At 68.8% G+C, this 25,016-nt stretch carries 25 protein-coding genes; 18 read left to right on the plus strand and 7 right to left on the minus strand.

Going from position 1 to position 25,016, the window contains the following annotated elements; genetic code table 11:
• Positions 1-94 precede the first annotated feature (94 nt).
• The 8 genes from ACFE7K_RS01030 (at position 95) to rutA (ending at position 9,306) form a co-directional block, all read left to right on the plus strand.
• Positions 95-1,345 (plus strand): lipoprotein-releasing ABC transporter permease subunit, encoded by a 1,251-nt coding sequence (locus ACFE7K_RS01030; RefSeq protein ID WP_375396412.1) that lies wholly within the window; start codon positions 95-97, stop codon positions 1,343-1,345.
• Positions 1,338-2,012 (plus strand): ABC transporter ATP-binding protein, encoded by a 675-nt coding sequence (locus ACFE7K_RS01035; RefSeq protein WP_375396297.1) that lies wholly within the window; start codon positions 1,338-1,340, stop codon positions 2,010-2,012. Before ACFE7K_RS01030 ends, ACFE7K_RS01035 begins: the two co-directional genes overlap by 8 nt.
• Positions 2,009-2,491, plus strand: coding sequence for a glutathione peroxidase (locus tag ACFE7K_RS01040; protein ID WP_375396298.1), 483 nt, complete (start codon positions 2,009-2,011; stop codon positions 2,489-2,491). The genes ACFE7K_RS01035 and ACFE7K_RS01040 overlap by 4 nt, the downstream gene beginning before the upstream one ends.
• A gap of 93 nt (positions 2,492-2,584) precedes the next feature.
• Complete coding sequence (gene dnaE, locus ACFE7K_RS01045) at positions 2,585-6,169, plus strand: DNA polymerase III subunit alpha (protein WP_375396299.1); 3,585 nt, start codon at positions 2,585-2,587, stop codon at positions 6,167-6,169.
• A 72-nt stretch (positions 6,170-6,241) separates the two neighbouring features.
• On the plus strand, positions 6,242-6,985 hold the full coding sequence (gene rutB / locus ACFE7K_RS01050) for a pyrimidine utilization protein B (RefSeq protein ID WP_375396300.1): 744 nt from the start codon (positions 6,242-6,244) through the stop codon (positions 6,983-6,985).
• A 6-nt stretch (positions 6,986-6,991) separates the two neighbouring features.
• A complete protein-coding gene (gene rutC / locus ACFE7K_RS01055) occupies positions 6,992-7,375 on the plus strand; it encodes a pyrimidine utilization protein C (RefSeq protein ID WP_375396301.1) in 384 nt (127 codons plus the stop codon).
• Positions 7,376-7,427: 52 nt separating this feature from the next.
• Complete coding sequence (gene rutD, locus ACFE7K_RS01060) at positions 7,428-8,225, plus strand: pyrimidine utilization protein D (RefSeq protein ID WP_375396302.1); 798 nt, start codon at positions 7,428-7,430, stop codon at positions 8,223-8,225.
• A gap of 1 nt (position 8,226) precedes the next feature.
• The gene (rutA, locus tag ACFE7K_RS01065) at positions 8,227-9,306 is read left to right on the plus strand and encodes a pyrimidine utilization protein A (protein WP_375396303.1); all 1,080 of its coding nucleotides are present in this window, start codon (positions 8,227-8,229) and stop codon (positions 9,304-9,306) included.
• On the opposite strand, the gene ACFE7K_RS01070 is transcribed toward rutA, so the two are convergent.
• Positions 9,307-10,383 carry a PA0069 family radical SAM protein gene (locus tag ACFE7K_RS01070; RefSeq protein ID WP_375396413.1) on the minus strand — a complete coding sequence of 359 codons (1,077 nt, stop codon included), beginning with the start codon at positions 10,381-10,383 and terminating at the stop codon, positions 9,307-9,309.
• A gap of 51 nt (positions 10,384-10,434) precedes the next feature.
• On the opposite strand from ACFE7K_RS01070, the gene ACFE7K_RS01075 reads away from it, so the two are divergent.
• Positions 10,435-10,776: a VOC family protein gene (locus ACFE7K_RS01075; RefSeq protein ID WP_375396304.1), complete on the plus strand. Its 342-nt coding sequence runs from the start codon at positions 10,435-10,437 to the stop codon at positions 10,774-10,776.
• 79 nt (positions 10,777-10,855) lie between these two features.
• The gene (locus ACFE7K_RS01080) at positions 10,856-11,386 is read left to right on the plus strand and encodes a YbjN domain-containing protein (RefSeq protein ID WP_375396305.1); all 531 of its coding nucleotides are present in this window, start codon (positions 10,856-10,858) and stop codon (positions 11,384-11,386) included.
• Between the two features lie 22 nt (positions 11,387-11,408).
• Here the strand turns inward: ACFE7K_RS01080 and moaB are convergent, their stop codons facing one another.
• The 3 genes from moaB to ACFE7K_RS01095 are packed head-to-tail and all read right to left on the minus strand — an operon-like array spanning position 11,409 to position 14,403.
• Positions 11,409-11,936: a molybdenum cofactor biosynthesis protein B gene (moaB, locus tag ACFE7K_RS01085; protein ID WP_375396306.1), complete on the minus strand. Its 528-nt coding sequence runs from the start codon at positions 11,934-11,936 to the stop codon at positions 11,409-11,411.
• A 2-nt stretch (positions 11,937-11,938) separates the two neighbouring features.
• Entirely contained in the window at positions 11,939-13,678 is a 1,740-nt protein-coding gene (locus ACFE7K_RS01090) for a lytic transglycosylase domain-containing protein (protein ID WP_375396414.1), read from the minus strand.
• Positions 13,679-13,695: 17 nt separating this feature from the next.
• On the minus strand, positions 13,696-14,403 hold the full coding sequence (locus tag ACFE7K_RS01095; RefSeq protein ID WP_375396307.1) for a uracil-DNA glycosylase family protein: 708 nt from the start codon (positions 14,401-14,403) through the stop codon (positions 13,696-13,698).
• Positions 14,404-14,520: 117 nt separating this feature from the next.
• On the opposite strand from ACFE7K_RS01095, the gene ACFE7K_RS01100 reads away from it, so the two are divergent.
• The 6 genes from ACFE7K_RS01100 (at position 14,521) to ACFE7K_RS01125 (ending at position 21,846) form a co-directional block, all read left to right on the plus strand.
• A complete protein-coding gene (locus ACFE7K_RS01100) occupies positions 14,521-16,179 on the plus strand; it encodes an electron transfer flavoprotein-ubiquinone oxidoreductase (RefSeq protein WP_375396308.1) in 1,659 nt (552 codons plus the stop codon).
• 117 nt (positions 16,180-16,296) lie between these two features.
• Positions 16,297-17,127 (plus strand): 4-(cytidine 5'-diphospho)-2-C-methyl-D-erythritol kinase, encoded by an 831-nt coding sequence (locus ACFE7K_RS01105; RefSeq protein ID WP_375396309.1) that lies wholly within the window; start codon positions 16,297-16,299, stop codon positions 17,125-17,127.
• Between the two features lie 55 nt (positions 17,128-17,182).
• Positions 17,183-18,904, plus strand: a complete 1,722-nt coding sequence (gene ilvD, locus ACFE7K_RS01110) for a dihydroxy-acid dehydratase (protein ID WP_375396310.1) — start codon at positions 17,183-17,185, stop codon at positions 18,902-18,904.
• Complete coding sequence (locus tag ACFE7K_RS01115; RefSeq protein ID WP_375396311.1) at positions 18,891-19,286, plus strand: hypothetical protein; 396 nt, start codon at positions 18,891-18,893, stop codon at positions 19,284-19,286. The genes ilvD and ACFE7K_RS01115 overlap by 14 nt, the downstream gene beginning before the upstream one ends.
• A complete protein-coding gene (locus tag ACFE7K_RS01120) occupies positions 19,283-20,662 on the plus strand; it encodes an NAD(P)H-hydrate dehydratase (RefSeq protein WP_375396312.1) in 1,380 nt (459 codons plus the stop codon). Before ACFE7K_RS01115 ends, ACFE7K_RS01120 begins: the two co-directional genes overlap by 4 nt.
• A complete protein-coding gene (locus ACFE7K_RS01125; protein ID WP_375396313.1) occupies positions 20,659-21,846 on the plus strand; it encodes a class I SAM-dependent RNA methyltransferase in 1,188 nt (395 codons plus the stop codon). The genes ACFE7K_RS01120 and ACFE7K_RS01125 overlap by 4 nt, the downstream gene beginning before the upstream one ends.
• A gap of 3 nt (positions 21,847-21,849) precedes the next feature.
• Here the strand turns inward: ACFE7K_RS01125 and truA are convergent, their stop codons facing one another.
• Positions 21,850-22,596: a tRNA pseudouridine(38-40) synthase TruA gene (gene truA, locus ACFE7K_RS01130; protein ID WP_375396314.1), complete on the minus strand. Its 747-nt coding sequence runs from the start codon at positions 22,594-22,596 to the stop codon at positions 21,850-21,852.
• Positions 22,593-23,501, minus strand: a complete 909-nt coding sequence (fmt, locus tag ACFE7K_RS01135) for a methionyl-tRNA formyltransferase (protein ID WP_375396315.1) — start codon at positions 23,499-23,501, stop codon at positions 22,593-22,595. The genes truA and fmt overlap by 4 nt, the downstream gene beginning before the upstream one ends.
• 53 nt (positions 23,502-23,554) lie before the next feature.
• Here fmt and recR point away from each other — a divergent pair, with 53 nt between their 5' ends.
• Together recR and def are read left to right on the plus strand one after the other, a co-directional pair.
• The gene (gene recR / locus ACFE7K_RS01140; protein WP_375396316.1) at positions 23,555-24,151 is read left to right on the plus strand and encodes a recombination mediator RecR; all 597 of its coding nucleotides are present in this window, start codon (positions 23,555-23,557) and stop codon (positions 24,149-24,151) included.
• Between the two features lie 32 nt (positions 24,152-24,183).
• A complete protein-coding gene (gene def, locus ACFE7K_RS01145) occupies positions 24,184-24,717 on the plus strand; it encodes a peptide deformylase (RefSeq protein ID WP_375396317.1) in 534 nt (177 codons plus the stop codon).
• A gap of 27 nt (positions 24,718-24,744) precedes the next feature.
• Here def and ACFE7K_RS01150 read toward each other — a convergent pair whose 3' ends face one another.
• Entirely contained in the window at positions 24,745-24,897 is a 153-nt protein-coding gene (locus ACFE7K_RS01150) for a hypothetical protein (protein WP_375396318.1), read from the minus strand.
• Positions 24,898-25,016 lie beyond the last annotated feature (119 nt).

A 25,016-nucleotide genomic window follows, 5' to 3' on the forward strand; every position in this document is an offset into this window, starting at 1 on the left:
TGACGATTCCGCCACAGGGATCAGTCGATTGCCAGCGGACACGGTGCACCCTAGAGCCGGTGGCAGTCCGGGGGCGGATCGGCGAGGCGCAGTGATTTTGTTGTCGCGGTACGAACGCATGATCGCCGGGCGCTACCTGCTGCCCGGCAAAGGCGAGCGGTTCATCGTGCTGGTCGCGGGGTTCAGCCTGGGCGCGGTGCTGCTCGGGGTCGCCGCTTTGGTGATCGTGATGAGCGTGATGAACGGCTTTCGCGCCGAATTGTTCGACAAGATCGTCGGGCTGAACGGCCATGCCGTGATCCAGGGCTATGGCGGCCAGCTGCCCGACTGGCGGCGCATCCAGGCGCAGGTAAAGGCCACGCCCGGCGTGACCAGCGCGCTGCCGCTGATCGAACAGCCGCTGATGGCGAGCTATAACGGCCGGGTCGAGGCGATCCTGTTGCGCGGCATGCGCACGCAGGACCTGCGCGGCAATCCGGCGATCACCGGCAGGATCGTCGTCGGATCGATCGCCAATCTGAGCGACGGCAGCAATCGCATCGCGATCGGCAACCGGCTGGCCGAAGCGCTGGGTGCCGATATCGGCACCGAGATAACGCTGATCAGCCCGCAGGGGCCGGCCACGCCCTTCGGCACCATGCCGCGCTATGTCAGATACACGGTCGGCGCGATATTCGAGATCGGGGTGTACGATTACGACAAGATCTATGTCGTCATGCCGATGGCCGATGCCCAGTCGCTGCTGCTGATGGGCGACACCGTCGGCAATATCGAGGTCCAGACTAACAACGCCGATCGCGTCGGCGAGATCATGGCGCCGATCGCCGAGGCGTTGCGCGGGCGGGCGGCACTGACCGACTGGCGCCAGATGAATGCCCAATTGTTTCAGGCGCTGGCGGTAGAGCAGGTGGCGATGTTCACCGTGCTGTGCATCATCATCATCGTGGCGGCGTTCAACATCGCCTCGTCGCTGATCATGCTGGTCCGCGCCAAGACCCGGGATATCGCCATCCTGCGTACGATGGGCGCCACACGCGGCGCGATGCTGCGCATCTTCATGGCGGTCGGCACGACGATCGGCATCCTGGGCACCGCCGCCGGCCTGATGGTCGGCGCGCTGTTCCTGTTTTTCCGCCAGGACGTCGTGGATTTCGCCGGCTGGATGACCGGCCAGAATCTGTGGGACCCGTCGATCCGCTATCTGACCGAATTGCCGTCAAAGCCCAACCCTGTCGAGATCGTGGCGATCGTCATCGTGTCGCTGCTGTTCAGCTTCCTGGCCACGCTTTACCCGGCGTTCAAGGCGGCGAGTACCGATCCCGTCCAGGTGCTGCGCTATGAATGAGGCGGTGCTCGAGACTATCGGGCTGACGCGCAGCTTCAGGCAGGGCGACATGACGATCCAGGTGCTGCGCGGCATCGACCTGCGCGTCGCGGCGGGCGAGATCGTCGGGCTGCTCGGCCCGTCCGGATCGGGCAAATCGACCCTGCTCCAGGCGGCGGGGTTGCTTGAAGGGGGCTTTGGCGGGTCGATGCGGCTGATCGGCCGGGAGGCGTCGCGGCTTGACGCGGCGGGGCGTACCCAGCTGAGGCGCGACGCGCTGGGCTTCGTCTACCAATTCCATCACCTGCTGCCCGACTTCAACGCCAGCGAGAATGTCGTCCTGCCCCAGCTGATCCAGGGTGCGACCAGGCGGACGGCGGCGGACCGCGCGACATCATTGCTCGGCGCGCTCGGCCTGGGCGCCAGGCTGACCCATCGGCCGAGCCAGCTGTCGGGCGGCGAACAGCAAAGGGTCGCGGTGGCGCGTGCGCTCGCCAATCGTCCGGCGCTGGTGCTGGCCGACGAGCCGACCGGCAATCTGGACGAGGTTACCGCCGATCTGGTATTCGCCGAGTTCCTGAGGCTGGTGCGCGAGGAGGGGTCCGCTGCATTGGTCGCGACGCATAACGAGCGCCTGGCGGCGAAGATGGACCGCGTCGTCAGGCTGCATGAGGGCCAGCTGCAATGACGATCGCGATTGCTGATTTCACCGTTCGTGCCGCCGATGGCGGCGACATCGCGTTGTCGGTCTATGCCGGCAAGGTCCTGCTCGTCGTCAACGTCGCGTCGAGATGCGGCTTCACCCCGCAATATGAGGGGCTGGAGGCATTGTACCGCGCCTATGCCGACCGCGGCTTCGCGATATTGGGCTTTCCCTGCAACCAGTTCGGCGGACAGGAGCCCGGGAGCGCGGAGCAGATCGCGAGCTTTTGCTCGCTGACCTATGACGTGACCTTTCCGGTATTCGCCAAGATCGACGTCAATGGCGCCGCCGCCGACCCGCTTTATGCCGCGCTGAAGAAGCAGGCGCCCGGATTGCTGGGAACCGAGGCGATCAAGTGGAACTTCACCAAATTCCTGATCGGCCGCGACGGCACGGTCGTCCAGCGCTACGCGCCGCTGACAAAGCCGGCAACGATAGCGGCGGATATCGAAAAGCTGCTCTGATGGCCACGCCGGCCGGCCGCCCCCGGCCGCTCGTCCACAGCTTTGCGCCGCGCCGCGGTTCACAACGCGGGCCGTTAGACGCATAACATTGCCATGCCCCATTCCGGCTTCGTGCCCCTGCGCAATTTCTCGTCCTACACCATGCTCGACGGCGCGATGGAGCCCAAGGCGATTGCCAGGCGCGCGCGTGAGCTGGGTTTTCCGGCCGCCGCGCTGACCGATCGCAACGGGCTGTTCGCCGCGATGAGCTATTCGGACGCGGCGGTCGCGGCGGGGGTCCAGCCGATCATCGGCACCATGCTGGGCGTCTGCCGCCCCGATATGCCCGAGGGGATGGTGCCGCCGATCGACTGGATCGCGCTCTACGCACAGGACGAGGACGGCTATGCCAATCTGTGCCGGCTGGTCAGCCTGGCGCATCTCGACCGGCCGATCGAGCAGGCGCCGCATGTGGGGTTCGACGTCCTTGCGCGCCATGCCCGGGGCTTGATCGCGCTGACCGCGGGCGGCGAGGGAGGATTGGCGCGGCTGATCGCCGACGACCAGCCCGACCATGCGGCGCGGCTGCTCGACCGATTGCAGGCGATGTTCCCCGATCGCGTCTATATCGAGCTGTGCCGCCGCTTCAATGTCGTCGAGGCCAGGGCCGAGGCGGGATTGCTCGGCCTGGCCTATGCCCGGGGGCTGCCGATCGTCGCGACCAATCCGTGCTGTTTTGTCGACCAGGATTTCGGCGAGGCGCACGACGCGATGCTGTGCATCGCCTCGTCGAGCTATGTCGCCAGCGACGATCGGACCAGGAGCTCGCCCGATGCGTGGATGAAGCCGGCCAGGGAGATGCGGCTGTTGTTCGCCGACTTGCCGGAGGCGATCGCCAATACGCTGGTCGTGGCGCAACGCTGCGCGGTCGCCGCGCCGAAACGCAAGCCGATCCTGCCCAGCCTGGCCGGGGATCCGGGGGCGGAAGCCGAGGCGCTGCGAGCGGCGGCGCGCGCTGGGTTGGAAAAGCGGATCGCGCGGATTGTCGAACTCGAATCCCCCTCCCGCTTGGCGGAGGGGCCAGGGGAGGGCGTGTCCGCAAACGATGCGCTCACGGCATGCCCTCCCCCAACCCCTCCCGCAAGCGGGAGGGGAGAAGAGGATCGCTTCGCCGAATATCGCGAGCGCCTCGACTTCGAGCTCGACGTCATCATCAGCATGGGGTTTCCCGGCTATTTCCTGATCGTCGCCGATTTCATCCAATGGGCCAAGGCGCACGCCATCCCGGTCGGCCCCGGGCGCGGATCGGGCGCGGGCAGCGTCGTCGCCTGGGCGCTGACGATCACCGATCTCGATCCGATCCGGCTCGGCCTGCTGTTCGAACGCTTCCTGAATCCCGAGCGCGTTTCGATGCCCGATTTCGACATCGATTTCTGCGAGACGCGGCGCGGCGAGGTGATCCGCTACGTCCAGGAGAAATACGGCCGCGACCAGGTCGCGCAGATCATCACCTTCGGCAAGCTCAAGGCGCGCGCGGTGCTCAAGGATACCGGCCGCGTGCTGCAGATGAGCTATGGCCAGGTCGATCGCCTCGCCAAGCTCGTCCCCAACCATCCGACCGATCCGTGGACGCTCGACCGCGCGCTGAACGGCGTCGGCGAGCTGGCCGCGGAATACCGCAACGATGCCGGCGTCCGCCACCTGCTCGACCTGGCGATGAAGCTGGAAGGGCTGCCGCGCCACAGCTCGACGCATGCCGCCGGCGTGGTGATCGGCGACCGCCCGCTCGCCGAGCTGGTGCCGCTCTATCGCGACCCCCGCTCGGACATGCCGGTCACCCAGTTCGACATGAAATATGTCGAGGGCGCGGGGCTGGTGAAGTTCGACTTCCTCGGGCTGAAAACGCTGTCGGTGCTCAAGAAAGCGGTCGAGCTGCTGGCGGCGCGGGGCATTGCGGTCGATCCCGACACCTTGCCCTGGGACGACGAGGCGACGTACCGGCTGCTCCAGCGCGGCGACACGGTGGGCGTGTTCCAGGTCGAATCGGAGGGCATGCGGCGTACGCTGTCGGCGGTGAAGCCGACCGTGTTCGAGGACATCATCGCGCTCGGCGCGCTGTACCGGCCGGGCCCGATGGACAACATCCCGATGTTCGGGCGCCGCAAGAACGGGCACGAGCCGATCGCCTATCCGCATCCGCTGCTCGAGCCGATCCTGGCCGAGACATACGGCATCTTCGTCTACCAGGAGCAGGTGATGCAGGCGGCGCAGATCCTCGCCGGCTATACGCTGGGCGGCGCCGACCTGCTGCGCCGCGCGATGGGCAAGAAGATCAAGGCCGAGATGGACGCGCAACGCGAGCATTTCGTCGCCGGCTGCCTTGCCGCCCATGGTATCGACCATGCCAAGGCCAACGAGCTGTTCGACCTGATCGACAAGTTCGCCGGGTACGGCTTCAACAAGAGCCACGCCGCCGCCTATGCGCTGCTGACCTACCAGACCGCCTGGCTGAAGGCGCATCACCCGCACGAATTCTTCGCCGCCTCGATGTGCTACGACCTGCATTCGACCGACAAGCTGGCGATCTTCGTCGACGACATGCGGCGGCTGGGCATTGCGATCCTGCCGCCCGACGTGAACCGCAGCCTTGCCGGTTTCGACGTCGAGATCATGCCGGACGGGCCCGCGGTGCGCTATGCACTCGCCGCGCTCAAGTCGGTCGGCGAAGGGGCGATGGAACGGCTGGTCGAGGAGCGCGCGGCGCGGGGTCCGTTCAAGGGCCTGGACGATCTGGCCAATCGCGTCGATCCGCGCCTGCTCAACAAGCGCCAGCTGGAGACGCTGGCGGGTGCCGGGGCGTTCGATTCGCTCGATCCCAATCGTGCCGGCATCTTCGCCTGCGCCGAGACCATCCTGGCGACCGCGGCGCGGATCGATGCCCAGAAGACCAGCGGGCAGGGCGGCCTGTTCGGCGAGGGCGATGTCGCGGGCAGCAATATCCGCCTGCCGCTGTCGGCGCGCTGGGGCCTGGCCGAGCGGATGGAGCAGGAAAAGGAGGCGTTCGGCTTCTATTTCTCGGCGCACCCCGTCGACCGGCACGCCCAGCTCGCCCGCCTCCACGGCGCGCAGCGTTTCGCCGATCTCGGCGCGCTCCCCCTTCCGGACAACGGCCGCCAGGGTGCCACGATGGCGGTGCTGGTCGAGGAGACGCGCTGGCGCACATCGGCCAAGGGCCGGCGCTATCTGATGGCGACGCTGTCCGATCCGTCGGGCCAGTTCGTCGCCACATGCTTCGACGATGCGGTCGCCGGTGACCTTGAAGCGGCGTCGCGCGACGGCGGGTGCGGGCTGGTGTCGGTCGAACTCGACCGTCGTGCCGGCGAGGAGACGCCGCGGGTGACGGTCCGTCGCATCCAGCCGTTCACCGACCTGGCCAATGCGACGCAGATGGCGCTGGACCTCGCCATCGGCGATGCCGCCGCGCTCCGGGCGATCGCCGCGCTGCTGGTCGATGCGCATGGCGCGCGCGGCGAAGTGCGCGTGACGACGGCGCTGCCCGATGGCGGCGAGGCGACATTGCTGCTCGGCACCGATTTCCTGCTCGATGCCGAACTGGCCGAACGGATGGAGGCGATCGACGGCGTCGCCGCCGCGACGCTGCGCATCGTCGAGCCGAGACGGCTGGCGCTGGTCGGCTAGGCATTTCCGCGCCGATGATCGACGGGCTTGCCAATCGCCCGCCGTGCGGCCACCCTTTTATGCATCTGCGAGATGGAGGCCGCGCTGGCTGACGGGATTGCCCTGGTCGATGTCGCGTCGGGGTCTCCGCGATCGGTGACGCTTGCCGCCCGGCCCGAGGCACTGCGGCTCGATCCGGCGACTACCGCGGTCGTCGTGGTCGACATGCAGAATGCTTATGCGACGCCGGGCGGCTATGTCGACTTGGCCGGGTTCGACATAGCCGGCGCGGCGGCGACGATCGGGCGCATCGCCACCGTCCTGGATACCGCGCGCGGCGCCGGGGTTCAGGTGATCTACCTCCAGAACGGCTGGGACGCCGGCTATGTCGAGGCGGGCGGGCCGGGCTCGCCCAACTGGCACAAGTCCAATGCGCTGAAGACGATGCGCGCGCGCCCCGATCTGCACGGGCAGTTGCTGGCGCGGGGCGGCTGGGACCATGCGCTGGTCGATGCGCTGGCGCCCGCGCCCGGCGACATCACGCTGCACAAGACGCGCTATTCGGCATTCTTCAATTCGCAGCTCGATTCGACGCTGCGCAGCCGCGGCATCCGCACCATCGTGTTCGTCGGGATCGCCACCAACGTCTGCGTCGAATCGACGCTGCGCGATGGCTTCCACCTCGAATATTTCGGGGTGATGCTGGAAGACGCAACCCATCATCTCGGCCCGCCGATGATGCAGGAGGCCGCCGTGTACAATATCGAGCGGTTCTTCGGCTGGGTCAGCACGGTGGCCGATTTCTGCGGCTCGTTCGGCCAGATTTCCCCGGAGTAGAAGACGATGCCCTTCGACGCGATCAACCCGCCGCACTTCCCGACCCCCATCGCGCCCTATTCGGCGGCGGCAAAGGCCGGCAACATCGTCTATGTTTCGGGCGTGCTCGCGCTGGGCGAGGGCGGGGCGGTGCTCCATGTCGGCGATGCCGCGGCGCAGACCCGGCACGTGCTGGACGTCATCGGGACCATCCTGGCGGCGGCCGGCGCAACCATGGCCGACGTCGCGATGAACCACATCTTCCTCAAGGATTTGGGCGACTATGCCGCGTTCAACGCCGTCTATGCCGAATATTTCCCCGGCGCGAAGCCCGCGCGCTATTGCATCAGGTGCGATCTGGTGAAGCCCGATTGCCTGGTCGAGATCGCCAGCGTGGCGCATCTTGGTTGACCTTCCTGTGCCTTCTCCGGCGAAGGCCCGGGAAGCAGAAGGGGGTGGGTAGATGCCGCGCGCCGCCGGGCTCTATTACGAGGTTCACGGCCCGTCCGGCGCGCCGCGCCTGATCCTGTCCTCCGGGCTGGGCGGATCGGCGAGTTACTGGGCGCCCAATCTCGAACCGCTGGCCCGGTCCTATGGCGTCCTTGCTTATGACCATCGCGGTACCGGGCGATCCGATCGCGACGTTCCCGGCGACCTGACGATCGAGGCGATGGCGCGCGACCTGATCCTCCTGCTCGACGCGGTCGACTGGCCCAGTGCGACGATCGTCGGTCATGCCCTGGGCGGGATGATCGGGATGGCGCTGGCGATCGCCGAACCGGCGCGCGTCGACCAGCTGGTGGCGGTCAATTGCTGGGCCGGGCTCGATCCGCACACCGCGCGCTGTTTCGACACCCGGCTGGCGCTCTTGCGCGACAGCGGCGTTCGTGCCTTTGTCCATGCGCAGCCGATATTCCTCTATCCCGCGGCGTGGATTTCGGCGCACCATGCCCGGTTGATGGAAGAGGAAGAGCAGCAGCTGGCCGATTTCGCCGGCGCGGAGATGACCCGCCGGCGGATCGCCGCCGCGCGCCGCTTCAATCCGGGCGAGCGGCTGCGCGGCATCGCCGCCCCGACCTTGCTGATGTCGGCCGAGGACGACATGCTGGTCCCGGCGCATTGTTCGGCCGCGCTCGCCCGGACCATTTCCCAGGCGCAACATGCCCGGATGTCCGCCGGCGGACATGCGTGCAACGTGACGCATGCCGATCATTTCAACATGTGGCTGATCGACTGGCTCGATGCCGCGCAGGGAGAATAGCATGCAGGTCGGCGTTTTCGTGCCCATCAACAACAATGGCTGGCTGATCAGCGAGAACGCGCCGCAATATCTGCCGTCGTTCGACCTCAACAAGGCGATCGCGCTGAAGGCCGAGGAGCACGGGCTCGACTTCCTGCTGTCGATGATCAAGCTGCGCGGGTTCGGCGGCAAGACTCAGTTCTGGGAATACGGCCTGGAAAGCTTCACGCTGATGGCCGGGCTCGCGGCGGTCACGGACAAGATCAAGATCTACGCGACCTGCCCCACGCTGGTCATTCCGCCCGCCTTTGCCGCGCGGATGTGCAACACGATCGATTCGATCAGCCACGGGCGCTTCGGCCTGAACCTGATTACCGGGTGGCAGCCGCCGGAATATATCCAGATGGGGTTGTGGCCCGGCGACGAGCATTTCCGCAACCGCTACCGGATGCTCGACGAATATGCCCGCATCCTGCGCGAATTGTGGGAAACCGGGCGGAGCGACTTCAAGGGCGACTATTACCGGATGGACGATTGCCTGGTCCGCCCCAAACCCGAGGGCGAGATGAAGATCATCTGCGCCGGATCGTCGGACGAGGGCCTCGCCTTTTCGGCCCGGTGGGCGGACTACGCCTTCTGCCTGGGCAAGGGCGTCAACACGCCGACCGCCTTTGCCGCCAACAACGAGCGCCTGGCCGCGGCGACCGCCAAGACCGGGCGCGACGTCTCGGTCTTCGTGCTGGTGATGGTGATCGCCGCCGAGACCGACGAGGCGGCAATGGCCAAGTGGCAGTCTTACAATGACGGCGTCGACCTGGAGGCGATCGCCTGGCTGGCCGACCAGGGCGCGAAGGATACGGTCAACAAGGATACCAATGTCCGCCAGCTCGCCGCCCCGGAGGGCGCGGTGAACATCAACATGGGCACGCTGGTCGGGAGTTACGCGAGTATCGCGCGGATGCTCGACGAAATGGCCGGGGTGCCCAATACCGGCGGCGTGCTGCTGACGTTCGACGACTTTCTGGCGGGGGTCGAGGCGTTCGGAACGAAGATTCAGCCGCTGATGAAGAGCCGGGCGGGGCGTCAGGTCACGCACAGCTGATCAGGCTCGGAACAATTCCCCCTGCGCCCCCGCCGGCGCGCTGAACAGATCGCACCGCAACGCCGTCGTTTCCCGGTTCAGGCCGTGCTTGCGGCACGCGATCCGAAAGCGCGTTTGCAGCAGGTCCGCCCAAGGACCCTGTCCCCGCATCCGCGAGAAAAAGTCCGGATCGTTGTCGCGTCCCCCGCGGATCGATCGGATGATCGCCATCACCTTGTCGGCGCGATTGGGGAAATGCGCATCGAGCCACGCACGGAACAACGGCGCGACTTCGTGCGGCAGGCGCACGGGCAGAAAGAACGACGCCCGGGCGCCGGCCTCCGCCGCGCGTGCCAGGATGTGCTCGATCTCATGGTCGGTGATCGCCGGGATGACCGGCGCGATCGAGACGTAGACCGGCACCCCGGCATCGGCCAGCCGCCGTACCGCGGTCAGCCGGCGTTCGGGATGCGGCGCGCGCGGCTCCAGCGTGCGCGCGATCAGCGGGTCGAGCGATGTGATCGACATCGTTACCGCCGCCAGCCCGCGGGCCGCCATCGGCGCCAGCAGGTCGATGTCGCGCACCACGCGGTCGGACTTGGTGGTGACGGTCAGCGGGTGGCGGCAATCGGACAACACCTCCAGGCATTGCCGGGTGATCCGCCATTGCGTCTCGATCGGCTGGAACGGATCGGTGTTGGTGCCCAGCGAGATCGGGCGGCAGACATAGCCGGGCCGGGCCAGCTCGCTGCGCAGCAGCGCCGCCGCCATGGGCTTGGCGAACAGCCGGCTTTCGAAGTCTAGGCCCGGCGACAGATCGTGAAAGGCGTGGGTCGGCCGCGCGAAGCAATAGATGCAGCCATGCTCGCACCCGCGATAGGGATTGATCGAGCGGTCGAACGGGATATCGGGTGACGCATTGCGCGCGATGATCGTACGGGGATGCTCGACGGTGACGGTCGTGCGCAAGGGCGGCGCGCCGTCATCGACCATGTCGCGCATATCGAGCCAGTCGCCGTCGGGCTCGTGCCCGGGCAGGTTGAACCGGCGGCTTGCGCGGTTGACGGTGGCACCTCGGACGGGACGCGCTTTGGCCATTGCCATGATCTATCAGGCTCTCTAGAACATTACAAGAACAAGGAGGACGAGATGGCGAGGCTCAATTATGTCGAACTTCCGGTCGAGGATGTCGCCCGAACCAAGTCGTTCTTTCTGGAGGCATTCGGCTGGAGCTTCACCGATTACGGGGACGATTATGCCGCGACGAGCGGTGGACCGGCGAATCTCGGGCTGAACGGCGACCGCTCGCAATGGACCGCGGGGCCTCTGGCGGTAATCGAGGTGGAGGATATCCAGGCGCGGGAGGGAGCGATACGGGCGGCGGGCGGCGTGATTACCCAGCCGACCTTTGCCTTTCCCGGCGGTCACCGGTTTCATTTCCGCGATCCCGACGGCAATGAATTGGCGGTGGCGCAGCCCGATCGTGAATAGGGCTGGCCAAACACCCCTGATTCCGACGATCATGTCGGCGGCGAAGCGATTCGACCGACAGTAACCATGGGGGGAAGAGATGCGTATTTGGCCTAATGTTGCCGTGGCGGGCGTCGCGCTTGCTGCCTTTGCCGGGCCGGCCGACGCAAAGGACACGCTGCCCTGTCCGTCGGGCCTGGTGTGCGCGACCGTGCCGGCGACCGTCACCGACTTCATCAAGTCGATCGATCCCAAGGCGGTCGTGAGCAAGGACAGCAAGGGCCTGCCCAAGATCGATTTGTCCGCGGCCTACAAATATTCGATCTATTTCCGCGACTGCGAGAATAACACGCAATGCGCCGCGATCACCTTTGTGTCGGACTTCACGCCCGATCCGGCGATCGACCTGGCATTCGTCAACAAGTGGAACCGCGACTTCCGCGTGCCCAAGGCGTATCTCGGTGACGATGGGGCGCTCAACCTGGAATTCGAGGTATCGACCGTCGGCGGGATCACCCAGGCCAATCTTCGCGACGTGAAATCGTGGTTCGAAAGCGGGCTGGGCGATTTCGGCGGGTTCTACGACAAGCAATCGACGGCACGGAAAGCCGCGACACCCGCCAAGAAGTGAACGGCCGCGACGCCTGCGGACCCTAACGCTCGGTCAGCCGAGGCATCAGCTCGACGAAGTTGCACGGCGTGTGGCGGCTGTCGAGCTGGTCCTTCAGGATGCCGTCCCAGCCGTCCTTCACCGCGCCGGTCGATCCGGGCAGCGCGAAGATGTAGGTGCCGGCAGCGACCGCAGCGCAGGCGCGCGACTGCACGGTCGAGCTGCCGATCGTCGCATAGCTGAGCCAACGGAACAGTTCGCCAAAGCCCGGGATCATCTTGTCGGCGACCTGCTCGACCGCCTCGGGCGTGACGTCGCGCCCGGTCACGCCGGTGCCGCCGGTGGTGATGATGCAGTCGATCGCGGGATCGGCGATCCAGCGCGCCAGCCGCGCGACGATGCCCGCGACATCGTCGCGCTCGATCGCCCGGTCGGCCAGGAGGTGACCCGCGGCCGTCAGCCGGTCGACCAGGATGTTCCCCGACCGGTCGTCGGCAGCGCCGCGCGTATCGGATATCGTCAGCACCGCGATCCGGATCGGCAGGAACGCGCGCGTCTCGTCGATCGGCACCGTCAGTCGGTACGAGCGCGCGAGGCCGGGGAGGGGGGCGTCAGCCGTACCGCGCCGGGTCCGGCCAATCCCGGAAATTTGGGCCACATGCCCTGCGCCAGCGCGGACCGGCTGGACGATTTGGCGCGGCCTTCCTTGCCCTCATACATCCAGTAATTGCGCATCACCGTCATGACATAGCCGCGCGTCTCCCAATAAGGGATCGATTCGATGTAGAGCAGCGGGTCGCCGCCATCCTTGACGATCGCGTTCCATTCGGCGACCGGCACCGGCCCGGCATTATAGGCGGCGATCACCTTGGGCAGCAGCCCGCCGGTGAACGACTGGTCGCGCAGCCGCTCGAGCGTGCGCTGGCCCACCGCCATGTTGACCGAGGGGAGCGCGAGCGATCCGCGATCGACCGTGATGCCGCGTTCGCGGGCATAATCGGTGGCGGCGGCCGGCATGATCTGCATCAGGCCATAGGCGCCGGCCGGACTGACCACGTCCTTGCGGAAGCGCGATTCCTGGAGGGCATGGGCATAGACCAAGGCCTTGTCGATCCGCCATCCGCCATCGGGCGCCCATTTGGGTGCGGGAAACCGCGCGATGGTCGGCGGCGTCGCGCCGTTGGGGCAGTTGTTGCCGAGCCACATCAGCGTCTCGGGCAGGTCAAGCGCCTCGGTCAGCCTGACCAGCGACTGATATTCCCCCACGGGGCCGATCTTCGCCTGCTGCCGGAGTACGTCGTCGGCCAGGTCGGTCTCGCCGATCTCGACCAACGCGGCGGCGACGCGGATATTGGGTCGCGAGCTCAGCCGGTCCCAGTCGGCGAGCATCGTCGCCTCGCTGGCGCGGGGCCGGTCCTTGATCCCCAGCTGCTGGCGCGCGAGCATGCCGTAGAAGGTCTCGTCAAGCTGGGCCGCGTTCTTCAGCCGCCCTTCGATCCGGTCGGGGCGGCCGCACACCATGTCGGCCCGCGCCGCCCAGAACAGCCCGGCGGCGCGCAATTCGATGTCGCTCGCGCGCGCCGCAACCGCCTCGAACCCCTTGGCCGCAGCCACGCAATCCTTCTGGCGCCAGGCGGCGAGCGCGCCGACCCACTCGCCCTGGACGGTCCAGTCGCCGGCGCCGACGCGCGCCTTGGCCGCCATCAGCCGGGCATTGGCGTCGTCGCCCTGGAGGAAATAGATCCACGCGACGCGCTGCTGCCATTCGGTCAGCGCCTCCGGCGAGAGGTTGGTGGTCGCCTCCAGCAGCGCCTGCGCGTCGGCGCCGCGATCGTCCTTGATCAGCGGCTGCATCTTCAGCGCGAGCTCGGCGGCGGCCATGTCGAGCCTGGTCGGCTTGGCGCGGCCGCGCGTCGAGGCGCCGTCGACCCAGACCAGCCGCTGCGTGGCCGGCAGCGCAGGCAGGCCGGTCGCGCCCCGCGCCGCGGCGAGCCGCGCAAGCTTGGGCGCCTCGGGCAGTTCCGGAGCAGCGGAAAGCACGGCCGTCAGCGGATCGAGCTCGACCCTGGGCGAGCCCTTTGCCGTATACAGCTCGGCCAGTGCGATCGAGTGCAGCGGCCCGGGCTTCATCGCGGTCAGCAGCAATTGCGCGTCGCTCCAGCGCTTGTCGCGGATCGCCTTGAACACCGCGCGATACCCGTCGCGCTGCTCGCCATCGAGTTGCGTCGGGATGCCGCGCGCTGCGGTCGTGGCGGCCGGGGGCTCGCCCGCTGCCAGCGCCGGCGTAGACGCCAGCCATATCAACCCGGCCATGGCCAGATGCTTGATTTTCACGCGCAACTCCCGATCAGCAATTGCAGGTCGCGCCACGCATCCGCCTTGGCGGCGGGCCGCTCCCGCAGGAAACGTGGATGAAAGCTCGCCACGACCTCGCTTGTCCCCCGCTCATGGTTAAGCGTACATGAAGATCCGCGGGCATTGGCAGCATCCGCCCCGACCAGCGCACGGCTCGCCGCATTCCCCAGCGCCAGGACGCGCTTCGGCGACACCAGGGCAATGTGGTGACGCATCAGCGCCGCCAGGATCACGCCGATATCGTCGCCAATCCGTCCTGCCGGCGGCCGCTTGACCGCGATCGACGCCAGGTAGATTGAAGAACGGTCCCGCCCGATCGCCTTGAGCATCGCGTCGAACAGGATGCCGACCGGCCCGGTCATCAACAGGCCCGCCGTGACGTCGTCGCGATCGGGCAGGTCGACGACGACCATCAGGTCGCTGGCCGGGTCCCCCTGCGCCGCGATCGGAGCGCCAGGCCACCCGGCCTCCGGCACGTCGCCGCCGATCCGCCATGCGGCAAAGGCCGCCAGCGTATCGGGCAGCGTGCCGGCCGCCGACGTGGCCGTGACGATCGGCGCGGCGCGGCGGGCCAGCCAGTCGCGCGGGGCATCGTCGATTTCGCAGTCGACGCCGGCATCGCGCCACCAATCGAGAGCGCTGGCGATGCTCGCCCGCAAATCCGGATTCTGGTCGGCCCCCATCGGCATATAGTAGAGTGCAAGGTTGACGGCCGGGTCAATTCGCGTGCACGCAATTGGGGCCAAGCCGTTGCCCTCGCACGACGATTGGCGGTGTTGCTGCCCTTGATGGAGACGAAGATGTCCGAGCGCGAGTCCATGCCGTACGACGTGGTGATCGTCGGCGCCGGGCCGGCGGGACTGTCGGCGGCGATCCGGCTGAAACAGCTGGCCACCGAAAGCGGTGCCGAGCTGGCGGTGTGCGTGCTGGAAAAGGGGTCCGAGGTCGGCGCGCACATCCTGTCGGGCGCGGTGGTCGATCCGCGCAGCCTGGACGAGCTGATCCCCGACTGGCGGACACGCGATTGCCCGATGGCCGAGACGCCCGTCACCGACAACCAGCATTGGATCCTGACCAGGAAGCGGCGGTTCTTCATGCCGCACCTGATCACCCCCGGCTTCCTCCACAACAAGGGCACCTATACCGGCAGCCTGGGCAGCCTGTGCCGCTGGCTGGGGGGGCGGGCCGAGGCGCTGGGCGTTGAGATATTTCCCGGCTTTGCCGCAGCCGAGATCCTGTGGAACGAGGACGGATCGGTAAAGGGCGTCGCCACCGGCGACATGGGCGTGGCGCGCGACGGTACGCGCAAGCCCGATTACCAGCCGGGGCTGGAGCTCCATGCGAAATACACCTTCTTCTCCGAAGGCGCGCGCGGTCACCTGACCAAGCAGCTGGTCGACAGGTTCGACCTGCGCGCCCGGTGCGAGCCGCAGGTCTATGGCCTGGGCGTCAAGGAATTGTGGGACGTCGCCCCCGGAAAGCACGCGCCGGGCCGGGTGATCCACTCGCAGGGCTGGCCGCTCAGCGAGACCGGGTCGAACGGCGGCGGCTTCCTCTATCACCAGGCCAACGGCCAGGTCGCGCTGGGCTTCGTCACCTGGCTCAATTACGCCAACCCGTACCTCTCGCCGTTCCAGGAGATGCAGCGGTGGAAGACCCATCCGGCGGTCGCCGAGATCTTGGCGGGCGGCAAGCGCGTATCCTATGGCGCGCGCGCGATCAGCGACGGCGGCTATCAGTCGGTGCCGAAGCTGGCAATGCCGGGTGCCGCGTTGATCGGCGATTGCGCGGGGTTCCTCAACGTGCCGCGGATCAAGGGCACGCATACCGCGATGAAGTCCGGGATGATGGCCGCCGAGGCCGCCTTCGCCGCGGTCCAGGCGGGGCGCGCCGGCGACGAGCTCACCGCTTACCCGGAGGCCTATGACGCGAGCTGGGTGAAGAAGGAGCTGAGCGTCGTCCGCAACGTGCTGCCGCTGGTGGAGAAATTCGGCGAGGTGCTGGGCACGGGGCTGGCGGGCATGACGATGTGGCTCGAATCGTGGGGCATCCGCATGCCGTTCACGATGAAGCACCATCCCGACCACGAGAATCTGTGGCGCAAGGACCTGGTCAAGCCGATCGACTATCCCAAGCCCGACGGCGTGCTGACCTTCGACCGGCTGTCGTCGGTGTTCCTGTCGAACACCAATCACGAGGAGGACCAGCCGGTCCACCTGACGCTGAAGGACCCCGACGTGCCCGTCGAATACGACCTGCCGATGTTCGACGAGCCGGCCCAGCGTTACTGCCCGGCGGGCGTGTACGAGATCGTCGGCGAGGAAACCGGCGACCCGAAATTCGTGATCAACGCGCAGAATTGCGTCCACTGCAAGACCTGCGACATCAAGGATCCCACGCAGAACATCGTGTGGGTCGTGCCGGAGGGCGGGGGAGGGCCAAATTATCCCAATATGTGACGTGCCGGATCAGCCGCAGCGATGCTGCGGCGCACCTCAAGGCGCGTCCGGCCGGCGGCGCTGTGAGCGCAGACCGACGGCGCGGCTCCGCCGCGACGGGGTTCGAAGACTTGGGACATGATAACCGAACCAGCCCCCGCCAAGCTCAACCTCGCGCTCCACGTGCGCGCGCGCCGGCCCGACGGCTATCACGAGATCGAGACGCTGTTCGCCTTTTGCCGCGATGGCGACAGCGTCACGCTGGCATCGGCGGTCGCCGATTCGTTTGCCGTCACCGGCCCGTTCGCTTCCTCGCTGGGCGGGGAACGCGACAATCTGGTGGTGCGCGCGCGTGACGCCTTTGCCGGCGCGTTCGGGCCGTTGCCGCCGCTGGCGGTCACGCTCGACAAGCGGCTGCCGGTCGCGTCGGGGATCGGCGGCGGTTCGGCCGATGCCGCCGCGATGCTGCGTGCGTTGGCCACGATCAGGGGGGTCGACCGGCGGGATCCCGTGCTCGCGCGGATCGCGCTCGATCTCGGATCGGACGTGCCGGCCTGCCTGGCGGGGACGGCGGCGATCGGCGGGGGCAGGGGCGAGCGGCTGGCGCCGGTGGCGGGGCTGGGCAATTGGCCGGTGCTGCTGGTCAATCCCGGCGTGAAGGTCGCGACCGGCCCGGTCTTTGCCGGGTGGGACCGGGTGGATCGCGGCGGCCTGGGGCAGGGCGGCCCGGTGGCGCTGGCGCTGGACGGCCGCAACGACCTGGAACAGCCGGCAACCGCCATCGCGCCGGTAATCGCCGAAATCCTCGCGCTGCTGCGGGGCCGGCCGGGTGTCGTGCTGGCGCGGATGTCGGGGTCGGGCGCGACGTGCTTCGCCTTGTTCGACGACGATGCCGCCCGCGCCGCCGCTTATGCCGCCATCGCCGGCGCGCGGCGCGATTGGTGGTGCCTCGAAACAATGCTGGCATGACATCGCGCAACGGACTTGCGTCGAACGGACCTGCCGCGACATAGGCGATCGCGCCATGACCAACCGTTTCGACAAATCCACGCTGCCCAGCCGCCATGTCTCCGTGGGGCCGGAGCGCGCGCCGCACCGCAGCTATTATTACGCGATGGGGCTGAGCGAGGAGGATATCGCCCGCCCGTTCGTGGCACTTGCCAGCGCGGGCAACGACAGCGCGCCGTGCAACACGCTGCTCGACGTCCAGGCCGATGCGGCGCGCGCCGGCGTCATCCAGAACGGCGGCATGCCGCGCCGGTTCAACACGATCACCGTCACCGACGGCATCGCGATGGGGCATCAGGGGATGAAGTCCTCGCTGGTCAGCCGCGAGGTGATCGCCGATTCGGTCGAGCTCAGCGTGCGCGGCCATTGCTATGACGCGCTGGTCGGCTTTGCCGGCTGCGACAAGTCGCTGCCCGGCATGATGATGGCGATGCTGCGGCTCAACATCCCGTCGATCTTCGTCTATGGCGGGTCGATCCTGCCCGGCCGGTTCCAGGATCGGGACGTGACCGTAGTCGATGTTTTCGAGGTGGTGGGGCGGTTCGCGGCGGGCACCTGCCCGATCAGCGAGCTCCACGCGATGGAGAAGGTCGCGTGCCCCGGCCACGGCGCGTGCGGCGGGCAGTTCACCGCCAACACCATGGCATGCGTCGGCGAGGCGATCGGCCTGTCGCTGCCCAACAGCAACATGGTGCCGGCGCCCTATGCGACCCGCGAGCAGATCGCGGTCGCGGCGGGCCACCAGGTAATGGAGCTGCTCGACCGCAATCTGCGCCCGCGCGACCTTTGCACGCGGTCCGCCTTCGTCAACGCCGCGCGCGTCGTGGCGGCGACGGGCGGTTCGACCAACGCCGCTTTGCACCTGCCGGCGATGGCGCACGAGGCGGGGATCGCGTTCGACCTGTTCGACGTGGCCGAGGCGTTCAAGTCGACGCCGTACATCGCCGACCTGAAACCCGGCGGCAAATACGTCGCGAAGGACATGTACGAAGCGGGCGGCGTCTACATGCTGATGAAGACGATGCTCGACGGCGGTTTCCTGGACGGCGAGTGCCTGACCGTGACGGGCAGGACGCTGGGCGAGAATATCGACCAGGTCACCTGGAACCCCGACCAGAAGGTGATCCATGACGTCAGGGCGCCGCTGAGCCCGACCGGCGGGGTGGTCGGCCTGCGCGGCAGCCTGGCGCCGGACGGGGCGATCGTGAAGGTCGCGGGCATGCACCGCCTCCGGTTCAGCGGCCCGGCGCGCTGTTTCGATTGCGAGGAGGACGCGTTCAAGGCGGTCGAGGAGCGATCGATCACCGAGGGCGAGGTCATCGTCATTCGCTATGAAGGCCCCAGGGGCGGTCCCGGCATGCGCGAGATGCTGTCGACCACCGCGGCGCTTTATGGGCTGGGCATGGGCGAAAAGGTCGCCTTGATCACCGACGGGCGCTTTTCGGGCGCGACACGCGGCTTCTGCATCGGCCATGTCGGACCCGAAGCGGCCGAGGGCGGCCCGATCGCGCTGGTCGAGGACGGCGACACGATCGCCATCGATGCCGAGGCCGGGACGATCGAGCTGGACGTCGCCGAGGCGGTGCTCGCCGAACGCCGCGCCGGCTGGCGTGCGCGGCGCAACGATTATCAGTCGGGTGCGCTGTGGCGCTATGCGCGGAATGTCGGCCCGGCATATCAGGGCGCGGTGACCCATCCCGGTGCCGCGGCGGAGACCCATGTCTATGCGGATATCTAGCGCGCTGGCGGTTCCCCTGTTGCTCGCCGGGTGCGGCAAGCCCGCGGCGGACAGCGCAACGCTGGAACGGGTGGAGGCCGATGCCGGGGCGGCGGCGGCCGACAATGGCCGTATCGAGTGCGCCGTCGCCAATGCCCCGGCATTTGCCCGCGACTGCACGATCGAGCGCCAGACGGGGGATGCCGGCCTGGTGCTGACGGTGCGTGCGCCAAACGGCGGGTTCCATCGCCTGCTGGTGACCAAGGACGGGCGCGGCGTCGTGTCGGCCGACGGCGCCGAGCCGGCCCGGGTGACGATCGTCGGCGCCGACCGGATCGAGGTCGCGATCGGCGGCGACCGCTATCGCCTGCCCGCCACGGTGAAGGGCAAGCCGGCCAAGTGATCGCCATCGCCGGCCAGCCGATCCTGACCGCCGCCGCGATGCGCGCGGCCGAGGATCGCGCGATCGCGGCCGGATCGAGCGTCGGCGACCTGATGGAACGCGCCGGCGCGGGTATCGCCGAGGCGGTGCGGCGCCTGGCGAGCGGCGGCGAGATGCTGGTGCTGTGCGGACCCGGCAACAATGGCGGCGACGGCTATGTCGCGGCGCGATTGCTGCGCGACGCCGGCCTGCCGGTGCGGGTGGCGGCGAGCGGCGCACCCGCCAGCGAGGCGGCGGTCGCCGCGCGCGCGGCATGGGGCGGGGCGGTCGAGACGCTGGACGAGACGGCGGCCGCCCCCGTCCTGGTCGACGCGCTGTTCGGCACCGGCCTGTCGCGCCCGCTCGACCGGCGTCTGGCGACCGCACTGGCGCGCCTGGCCGGCGCCGCACGCCTGACGATCGCGGTCGACCTGCCCAGCGGGATCGACACCGATACGGGCGCCGATCTCGGGGCCGCGCCAGCCGACCTGACGCTGGCGCTCGGCGCGGTGAAGCCGGCGCATCTGCTCCAGCCGGGTGCGCGTCATTGCGGTGCGATCCGCCTGCTCGATATCGGTATTGCCGCGCCAGGCGACCGGTCGGTGATCAGCCGGCCCGCGCTCGGCCCGCCGGCGATCGACACCCAGAAATATTCGCGCGGCATGGTCGCGGTCGTGGGCGGGCAGATGGCCGGGGCAAGCATGCTGGCGGCCGAAGCGGCGATGCGCGCGGGCGCGGGATACGCGCTGCTGCTCGCCGATGCCGCGCCGGCCCAGGGCCCGCTGGCGCTGGTCCAACGCCGCTGGTCGGCGGGCGCGCTGGACGACGAGCGGATCGGCGCGGTGGTGATCGGGCCGGGTTTGGGCCGCGATGCCGGCCGCGACCGGCTCGACGCGGCCATCGCGGGCGACCATGCGCTGGTGATCGACGGCGACGCGCTCCACCTGCTCGACGACGCCGCCTTTGCCCGCTTCGCCCGACGCGAGCGGCCGGTCGTGCTGACGCCGCATGGCGGCGAGTTCGCCGCGTTGTTCGGCGCCCGGTCGGGCAGCAAGATCGACGCGGCAGGCGCCGCCGCGAAACGGGCCGGCGCGACCATCGTCTTCAAGGGTCCCGACACCGTCATCGCCCACCCCGACGGCCGCGCGATCGTGGCGGGCGGGGCAAGCAGCTGGCTGTCCACCGCTGGCACCGGCGACGTGCTGGCGGGCGCGATCGGCGCGATGCTGGCGGCGGGCGTGAGCGATGCGGCGGCCGCCGCTGTCTGGCTTCATGCCGAGGCGGCGCGGCGGCTGGGCGGCGCGTTCATCGCCGACGATCTCGCGCGCGCGCTCGGCGCCGTCCGCGCAGCCTTGTGAGCGACCTTATCGTTCGCGTCGCCGCGCGTGGCGAGGGTGTCACCGCCGGCGGGCGGCACGCCGCGCTCGCCGCGCCGGGAGACACGCTCAACCGCGACGGATCGGTGACGCCGGGGCCGCATCGCCAGGCGCCGCCGTGCCGCCATTTCCCGACCTGCGGCGGGTGCCAGCTCCAGCATCTCGACGAGGCGAGCTATGCGCGGTTCGTCACCGACCGCGTGATCGGCGGACTCGGCGGCCAGCGGCTGGACGCCCCGGTGCGCGCGGCCTTGGTGTCGCCGCCGCGCAGCCGCCGCCGCGCGACGCTCCATGCCGACGTCCGGGGCGGCCGCACGACGATCGGCTTTGCGATGGCGGGAAGCCATGATCTGGTCGACATCGTCGACTGCCCGATCCTCGCGCCCGAACTGTTCGCGCTGGTTGCGCCGTTGCGGGCGATGATCCCGACGCTGGGGCCGCGCCGGCGCGTCGACCTCGACCTGACGCTGTGCGACCAGGGCGTCGATCTGCTGATCACCGGGGTGCGGGCGGACGGCCTTGCCGCGGCCGAGGCGCTGACGGCGTTCGCGCAGGCGCATCGCCTTGCCCGGCTGGCGCTGGACGGCGGCGACGGCCCCGAGACACGGTGGGCGCCCGAGCCGGCGACGATCACGCTGGGCGGCGTCGCGGTGCCGCTGCCCCCCGGTGCCTTCCTCCAGGCGACATGCGAGGGCGAGGCGGCGTTGGTCGCGGCGGTGCGCGCGGCCGTGACGGGGGCCGGGACGATAGCCGACCTGTTTTCCGGCCTGGGCACCTTCGCGCTCTCGCTCGCTCCCGCCAAGGTCTATGCCGCCGAGGCCGCGCGCGACGCGATCCTGGCGCTCAAGGCCAGTGCGGCGCGCGCGGGGCGGATGCTCGTCACCGACCATCGCGACCTCTATCGCCGGCCGCTGACCCCGACCGAGCTGTCGCGGTTCGACGCCGTCGTGCTCGATCCGCCGCGCGCGGGCGCGCACGACCAGGTCGTGGCGCTGGCCGCCGCCGCCGTGCCGGTCATCGCCTATGTCTCGTGCAATCCCGCCAGCTTCGCGCGGGACGCGCGCCTGCTGTGCGACGGCGGTTATCGGCTCGACTGGGTCCAGCCGGTCGGCCAGTTCCGCTGGTCGACCCATGTCGAGCTGGCGGCGCGGTTCAGCCGCCGCTGATCGTCAGGTGGCGGGGTAATGCGCCGCCACGAAGAACAGCCCGTCGGGCGGGGCGTTGAGGCCCAGCGCCGCGCGATCGACCGCCGCCAGCGCCGCCGCCATGTCGCTCGGCGACCATCTGCCCTGGCCGACCAGCGCCAGGCACCCGACCATCGAGCGCACCTGATGATGGAGGAACGATCGCGCCTCGGCCCGCACCGCCACCCGCCCGCCGTCGCCCGACACGTCGAGCCGGTCGAGCGTCCTGAGCGGGCTGTCCGCCTGGCAATGCGCCGAGCGGAAGGTGGTGAAATCGTGCCGTCCGACCAGCATCTGCGCGGCGCCCTGCATCGCCGCGACGTCGAGCGGCCGGGGCACGCGCCATGCCAGCCCGCGCTCCCAGGTCAGCGGCGCGCGCCGCGTGACGATGCGGTATTCATAGGCGCGGCCCAGGCACGAAAAGCGCGCATGCCAATCGGGCGCCACCGGGTCGCACGCGATGATCGCGACCGGCGCCGGCCGCAACCGCGCGTTGAGCGCCGCCGTCAGCCGGAACGATGCGATCGGCCGCGCGATATCGACATGCGCGCGCATCGCCAGCGCGTGGACGCCCGCATCGGTTCGCCCGGCGGCCTGGACCGTGGTATTCTCGCCGGTGATCGCGTGCACGGCGGCCTCGATCGCCTGCTGCACGCTCGGCCCGTGCGCCTGGCGCTGCCAGCCCATGAACGGGCGTCCGTCATATTCGATCGTCAAGGCGAAGCGGGTCAAAGCCGGGTGCCGGCGGGAATCGGAAAGCCGCGCAGCAACTCCGCCGTGCTCGTGACGCTGCGCCCGGCGCGCTGGACCAGCGTCGGCCGGAGGGCGCCGTCGCCACAGGCGATCGTCAACCCGGCGTCGACCGTCACGCCCTCGCTGCCGGGAAAGGCGAATGGCAGGACGTCGGCGGTCAGCACCTTCACCCGTTCGCCGGCCATCTCGAACCACGCTCCGGGCACGGGGCTCATCGCGCGGACCAGTCGCTCGACTTCCGTCGCGGTCCTGGTGAAATCGATCCGCGTTTCGGACTTGTCGATCTTGGCGGCATAGGTGACGCCCTCAAGCTGCGGCCGTTTGGGAAAGGCGTCGAGGTCGCCGAGCACCGCGACCATCAGCCGCGCGCCGATCTGCGCCAGTTCCTCGGTCAGGTCGCCGGCGGTCTTGCGCCCGATCGCCGTCCGCCCCTCCAGCAGCACCGGCCCGTTATCCAGCCCCGCTTCCATCCGCATGATGCCGACACCGGTCTCCGCATCCCCCGCCAGGATCGCCCGCTGGACCGGCGCCGCCCCGCGCCAGCGGGGCAGCAGCGAGGCATGCACGTTGAGGCAGCCATGCCGGGGGGCGTCGAGCACCGCGCGCGGCAGGATCAGGCCATAAGCCGCGACCACCGCGATCTCGGCATCGAGCGCGGCGAACGCCGCCTGCGCCGCCTCGTCCTTCAACGACGCCGGATGTCGCACCGCAATGCCCAGCGCCTCGGCGCGGCGCTGGACGGGGGAGGGCGCCGGCGCGCGTCCACGCCGCCCGCCGGGGCGCGGCGGCTGGCTGTACACCGCCGCGACATCATGTCCGGCAGTGGCCAGCGCGTCGAGCGTCGGCACCGCAAAGTCCGGGGTCCCCATGAAGATGATCCGCATCGTCGCCCTCTCAACGCCTTGGCAGAAGGCGGCGCAACCCCCTATCTGGCCGGATGGCTTCCCAGGAAATCGAGGCGCTGGCCCAGGCGCTGGCGCGGCTGCCCGGGCTCGGCCCGCGGTCGGCGCGGCGCGCTGTGCTCCATCTGCTCAAGAAGCGCGAGGCGGCGCTGGCGCCCTTGCTGGTCGCGCTCCAGGCGGTCGAGGCGCGGCTGGCGAATTGCTCGACCTGCGGCAATATCGATACGACCGATCCGTGCGCGGTCTGCGCCGACCCGCGTCGCGACGCGCGGTCGCTGTGCGTGGTCGAGGAGGTCGCGGATTTGTGGGCGCTGGAACGCTCGCGGCTGTTCCCGGGGCGCTATCACGTGCTCGGCGGGCGGCTGTCGGCGCTCGACGGCGTCCGGCCCGAGGATCTCGGCATCACGCAATTGGTGAAGCGGGTCGAGGCGGGCGGGATCGACGAGGTCGTGCTGGCGATGAACGCCACGCTGGAGGGCCAGACCACCGCGCATTACATCGCCGAGCGGATCGAGCGCTTTCCGGTACGGCTGACCCAATTGGCGCATGGCCTGCCGGTCGGCGGCGAACTCGACTATCTCGACGAGGGCACCTTGGCGCAGGCGCTGCGCGCACGGCGGCCGATCGCTTGACGCGGACGGGCAGCGATAATAGCTCGCTCGCAATGGCCATATTCGACATCCTGATCGCTCCGGATCCCGGGCTGCGCGCGGTCGCCGCGCCGGTCGCCGGCGTGGACGACGAGGTCCGCCGCATCGTCGCCGACATGTTCGAGACGATGTATGACGCGCGCGGCATCGGGCTCGCCGCGACGCAGGTCGCGATCGAGCGGCGGATCGTCGTCATCGACCTCCAGGACCGTGACACCGAGGACGAGGAACATCCCGAGCCGGTCCGCGATCCCCATATCTTCCTCAATCCCGCGCTGACCTGGATCAGCGACGAGACGTCTACCTACAATGAAGGATGTCTCTCGATCCCCGAACATTATGCAGAGGTCGAACGTCCCGCGCGGTGCCGCGTGACCTGGCGCGACCTCGACTGGGTCGAGCATGACGAGGCGTTCGACCGGCTGATGGCGACGTGCATCCAGCACGAGATCGACCATCTCAACGGCGTGCTGTTCACCGACCATATCAGCCGCCTGAAGCGGGACATGATCATGAAGAAGCTGGTCAAGGCGCGCAAGGCGTCCTGAGGCCGGGGACCGGGGTCCTTGTCGGACCTAGGCCGAGCCCCAGATGCCGTCGCCGGCATGGATCGCGCCGCTGAAACCGCGCGATAGCCCGGTGCCCACAGCCAGAACATGCTCGCCCTTGTAGACGATGATGTCGCCGATCATGGCGACGATCAGGCCAAGGATAATGAACGCCTTCATGCTCCCACCTTAACGCAGCAAGGTTACCAGATCGTTTGCATCCGCCGCGATTCGGCATTTTCCCTCTGTTCCAGGTCGACTGTTCGATCTATGTTCCAGCCGATGCATTTCCGTCCTGC

Source organism: uncultured Sphingomonas sp., assembly GCF_964244265.1.
GTDB lineage: Bacteria > Pseudomonadota > Alphaproteobacteria > Sphingomonadales > Sphingomonadaceae > Sphingomonas.

Coding starts and splice junctions, on each gene's coding strand:
- ACFE7K_RS01100 (WP_375396308.1), top strand. CDS start 14,521: ATGTCCGAGCGCGAGTCCATGCCGTACGACGTGGTGATCGTCGGCGCC.
- ACFE7K_RS01090 (WP_375396414.1), bottom strand. CDS start 13,678: ATGGCCGGGTTGATATGGCTGGCGTCTACGCCGGCGCTGGCAGCGGGC.
- ACFE7K_RS01075 (WP_375396304.1), top strand. CDS start 10,435: ATGGCGAGGCTCAATTATGTCGAACTTCCGGTCGAGGATGTCGCCCGA.
- fmt (WP_375396315.1), bottom strand. CDS start 23,501: ATGCGGATCATCTTCATGGGGACCCCGGACTTTGCGGTGCCGACGCTC.
- ACFE7K_RS01150 (WP_375396318.1), bottom strand. CDS start 24,897: ATGAAGGCGTTCATTATCCTTGGCCTGATCGTCGCCATGATCGGCGAC.
- rutD (WP_375396302.1), top strand. CDS start 7,428: ATGCCGCGCGCCGCCGGGCTCTATTACGAGGTTCACGGCCCGTCCGGC.
- dnaE (WP_375396299.1), top strand. CDS start 2,585: ATGCCCCATTCCGGCTTCGTGCCCCTGCGCAATTTCTCGTCCTACACC.
- ACFE7K_RS01095 (WP_375396307.1), bottom strand. CDS start 14,403: ATGGGGGCCGACCAGAATCCGGATTTGCGGGCGAGCATCGCCAGCGCT.
- rutA (WP_375396303.1), top strand. CDS start 8,227: ATGCAGGTCGGCGTTTTCGTGCCCATCAACAACAATGGCTGGCTGATC.
- def (WP_375396317.1), top strand. CDS start 24,184: ATGGCCATATTCGACATCCTGATCGCTCCGGATCCCGGGCTGCGCGCG.
- ACFE7K_RS01035 (WP_375396297.1), top strand. CDS start 1,338: ATGAATGAGGCGGTGCTCGAGACTATCGGGCTGACGCGCAGCTTCAGG.
- ACFE7K_RS01080 (WP_375396305.1), top strand. CDS start 10,856: ATGCGTATTTGGCCTAATGTTGCCGTGGCGGGCGTCGCGCTTGCTGCC.
- ACFE7K_RS01115 (WP_375396311.1), top strand. CDS start 18,891: ATGCGGATATCTAGCGCGCTGGCGGTTCCCCTGTTGCTCGCCGGGTGC.
- rutC (WP_375396301.1), top strand. CDS start 6,992: ATGCCCTTCGACGCGATCAACCCGCCGCACTTCCCGACCCCCATCGCG.
- recR (WP_375396316.1), top strand. CDS start 23,555: ATGGCTTCCCAGGAAATCGAGGCGCTGGCCCAGGCGCTGGCGCGGCTG.
- ACFE7K_RS01040 (WP_375396298.1), top strand. CDS start 2,009: ATGACGATCGCGATTGCTGATTTCACCGTTCGTGCCGCCGATGGCGGC.
- ACFE7K_RS01105 (WP_375396309.1), top strand. CDS start 16,297: ATGATAACCGAACCAGCCCCCGCCAAGCTCAACCTCGCGCTCCACGTG.
- ilvD (WP_375396310.1), top strand. CDS start 17,183: ATGACCAACCGTTTCGACAAATCCACGCTGCCCAGCCGCCATGTCTCC.
- ACFE7K_RS01070 (WP_375396413.1), bottom strand. CDS start 10,383: ATGGCCAAAGCGCGTCCCGTCCGAGGTGCCACCGTCAACCGCGCAAGC.
- rutB (WP_375396300.1), top strand. CDS start 6,242: ATGGAGGCCGCGCTGGCTGACGGGATTGCCCTGGTCGATGTCGCGTCG.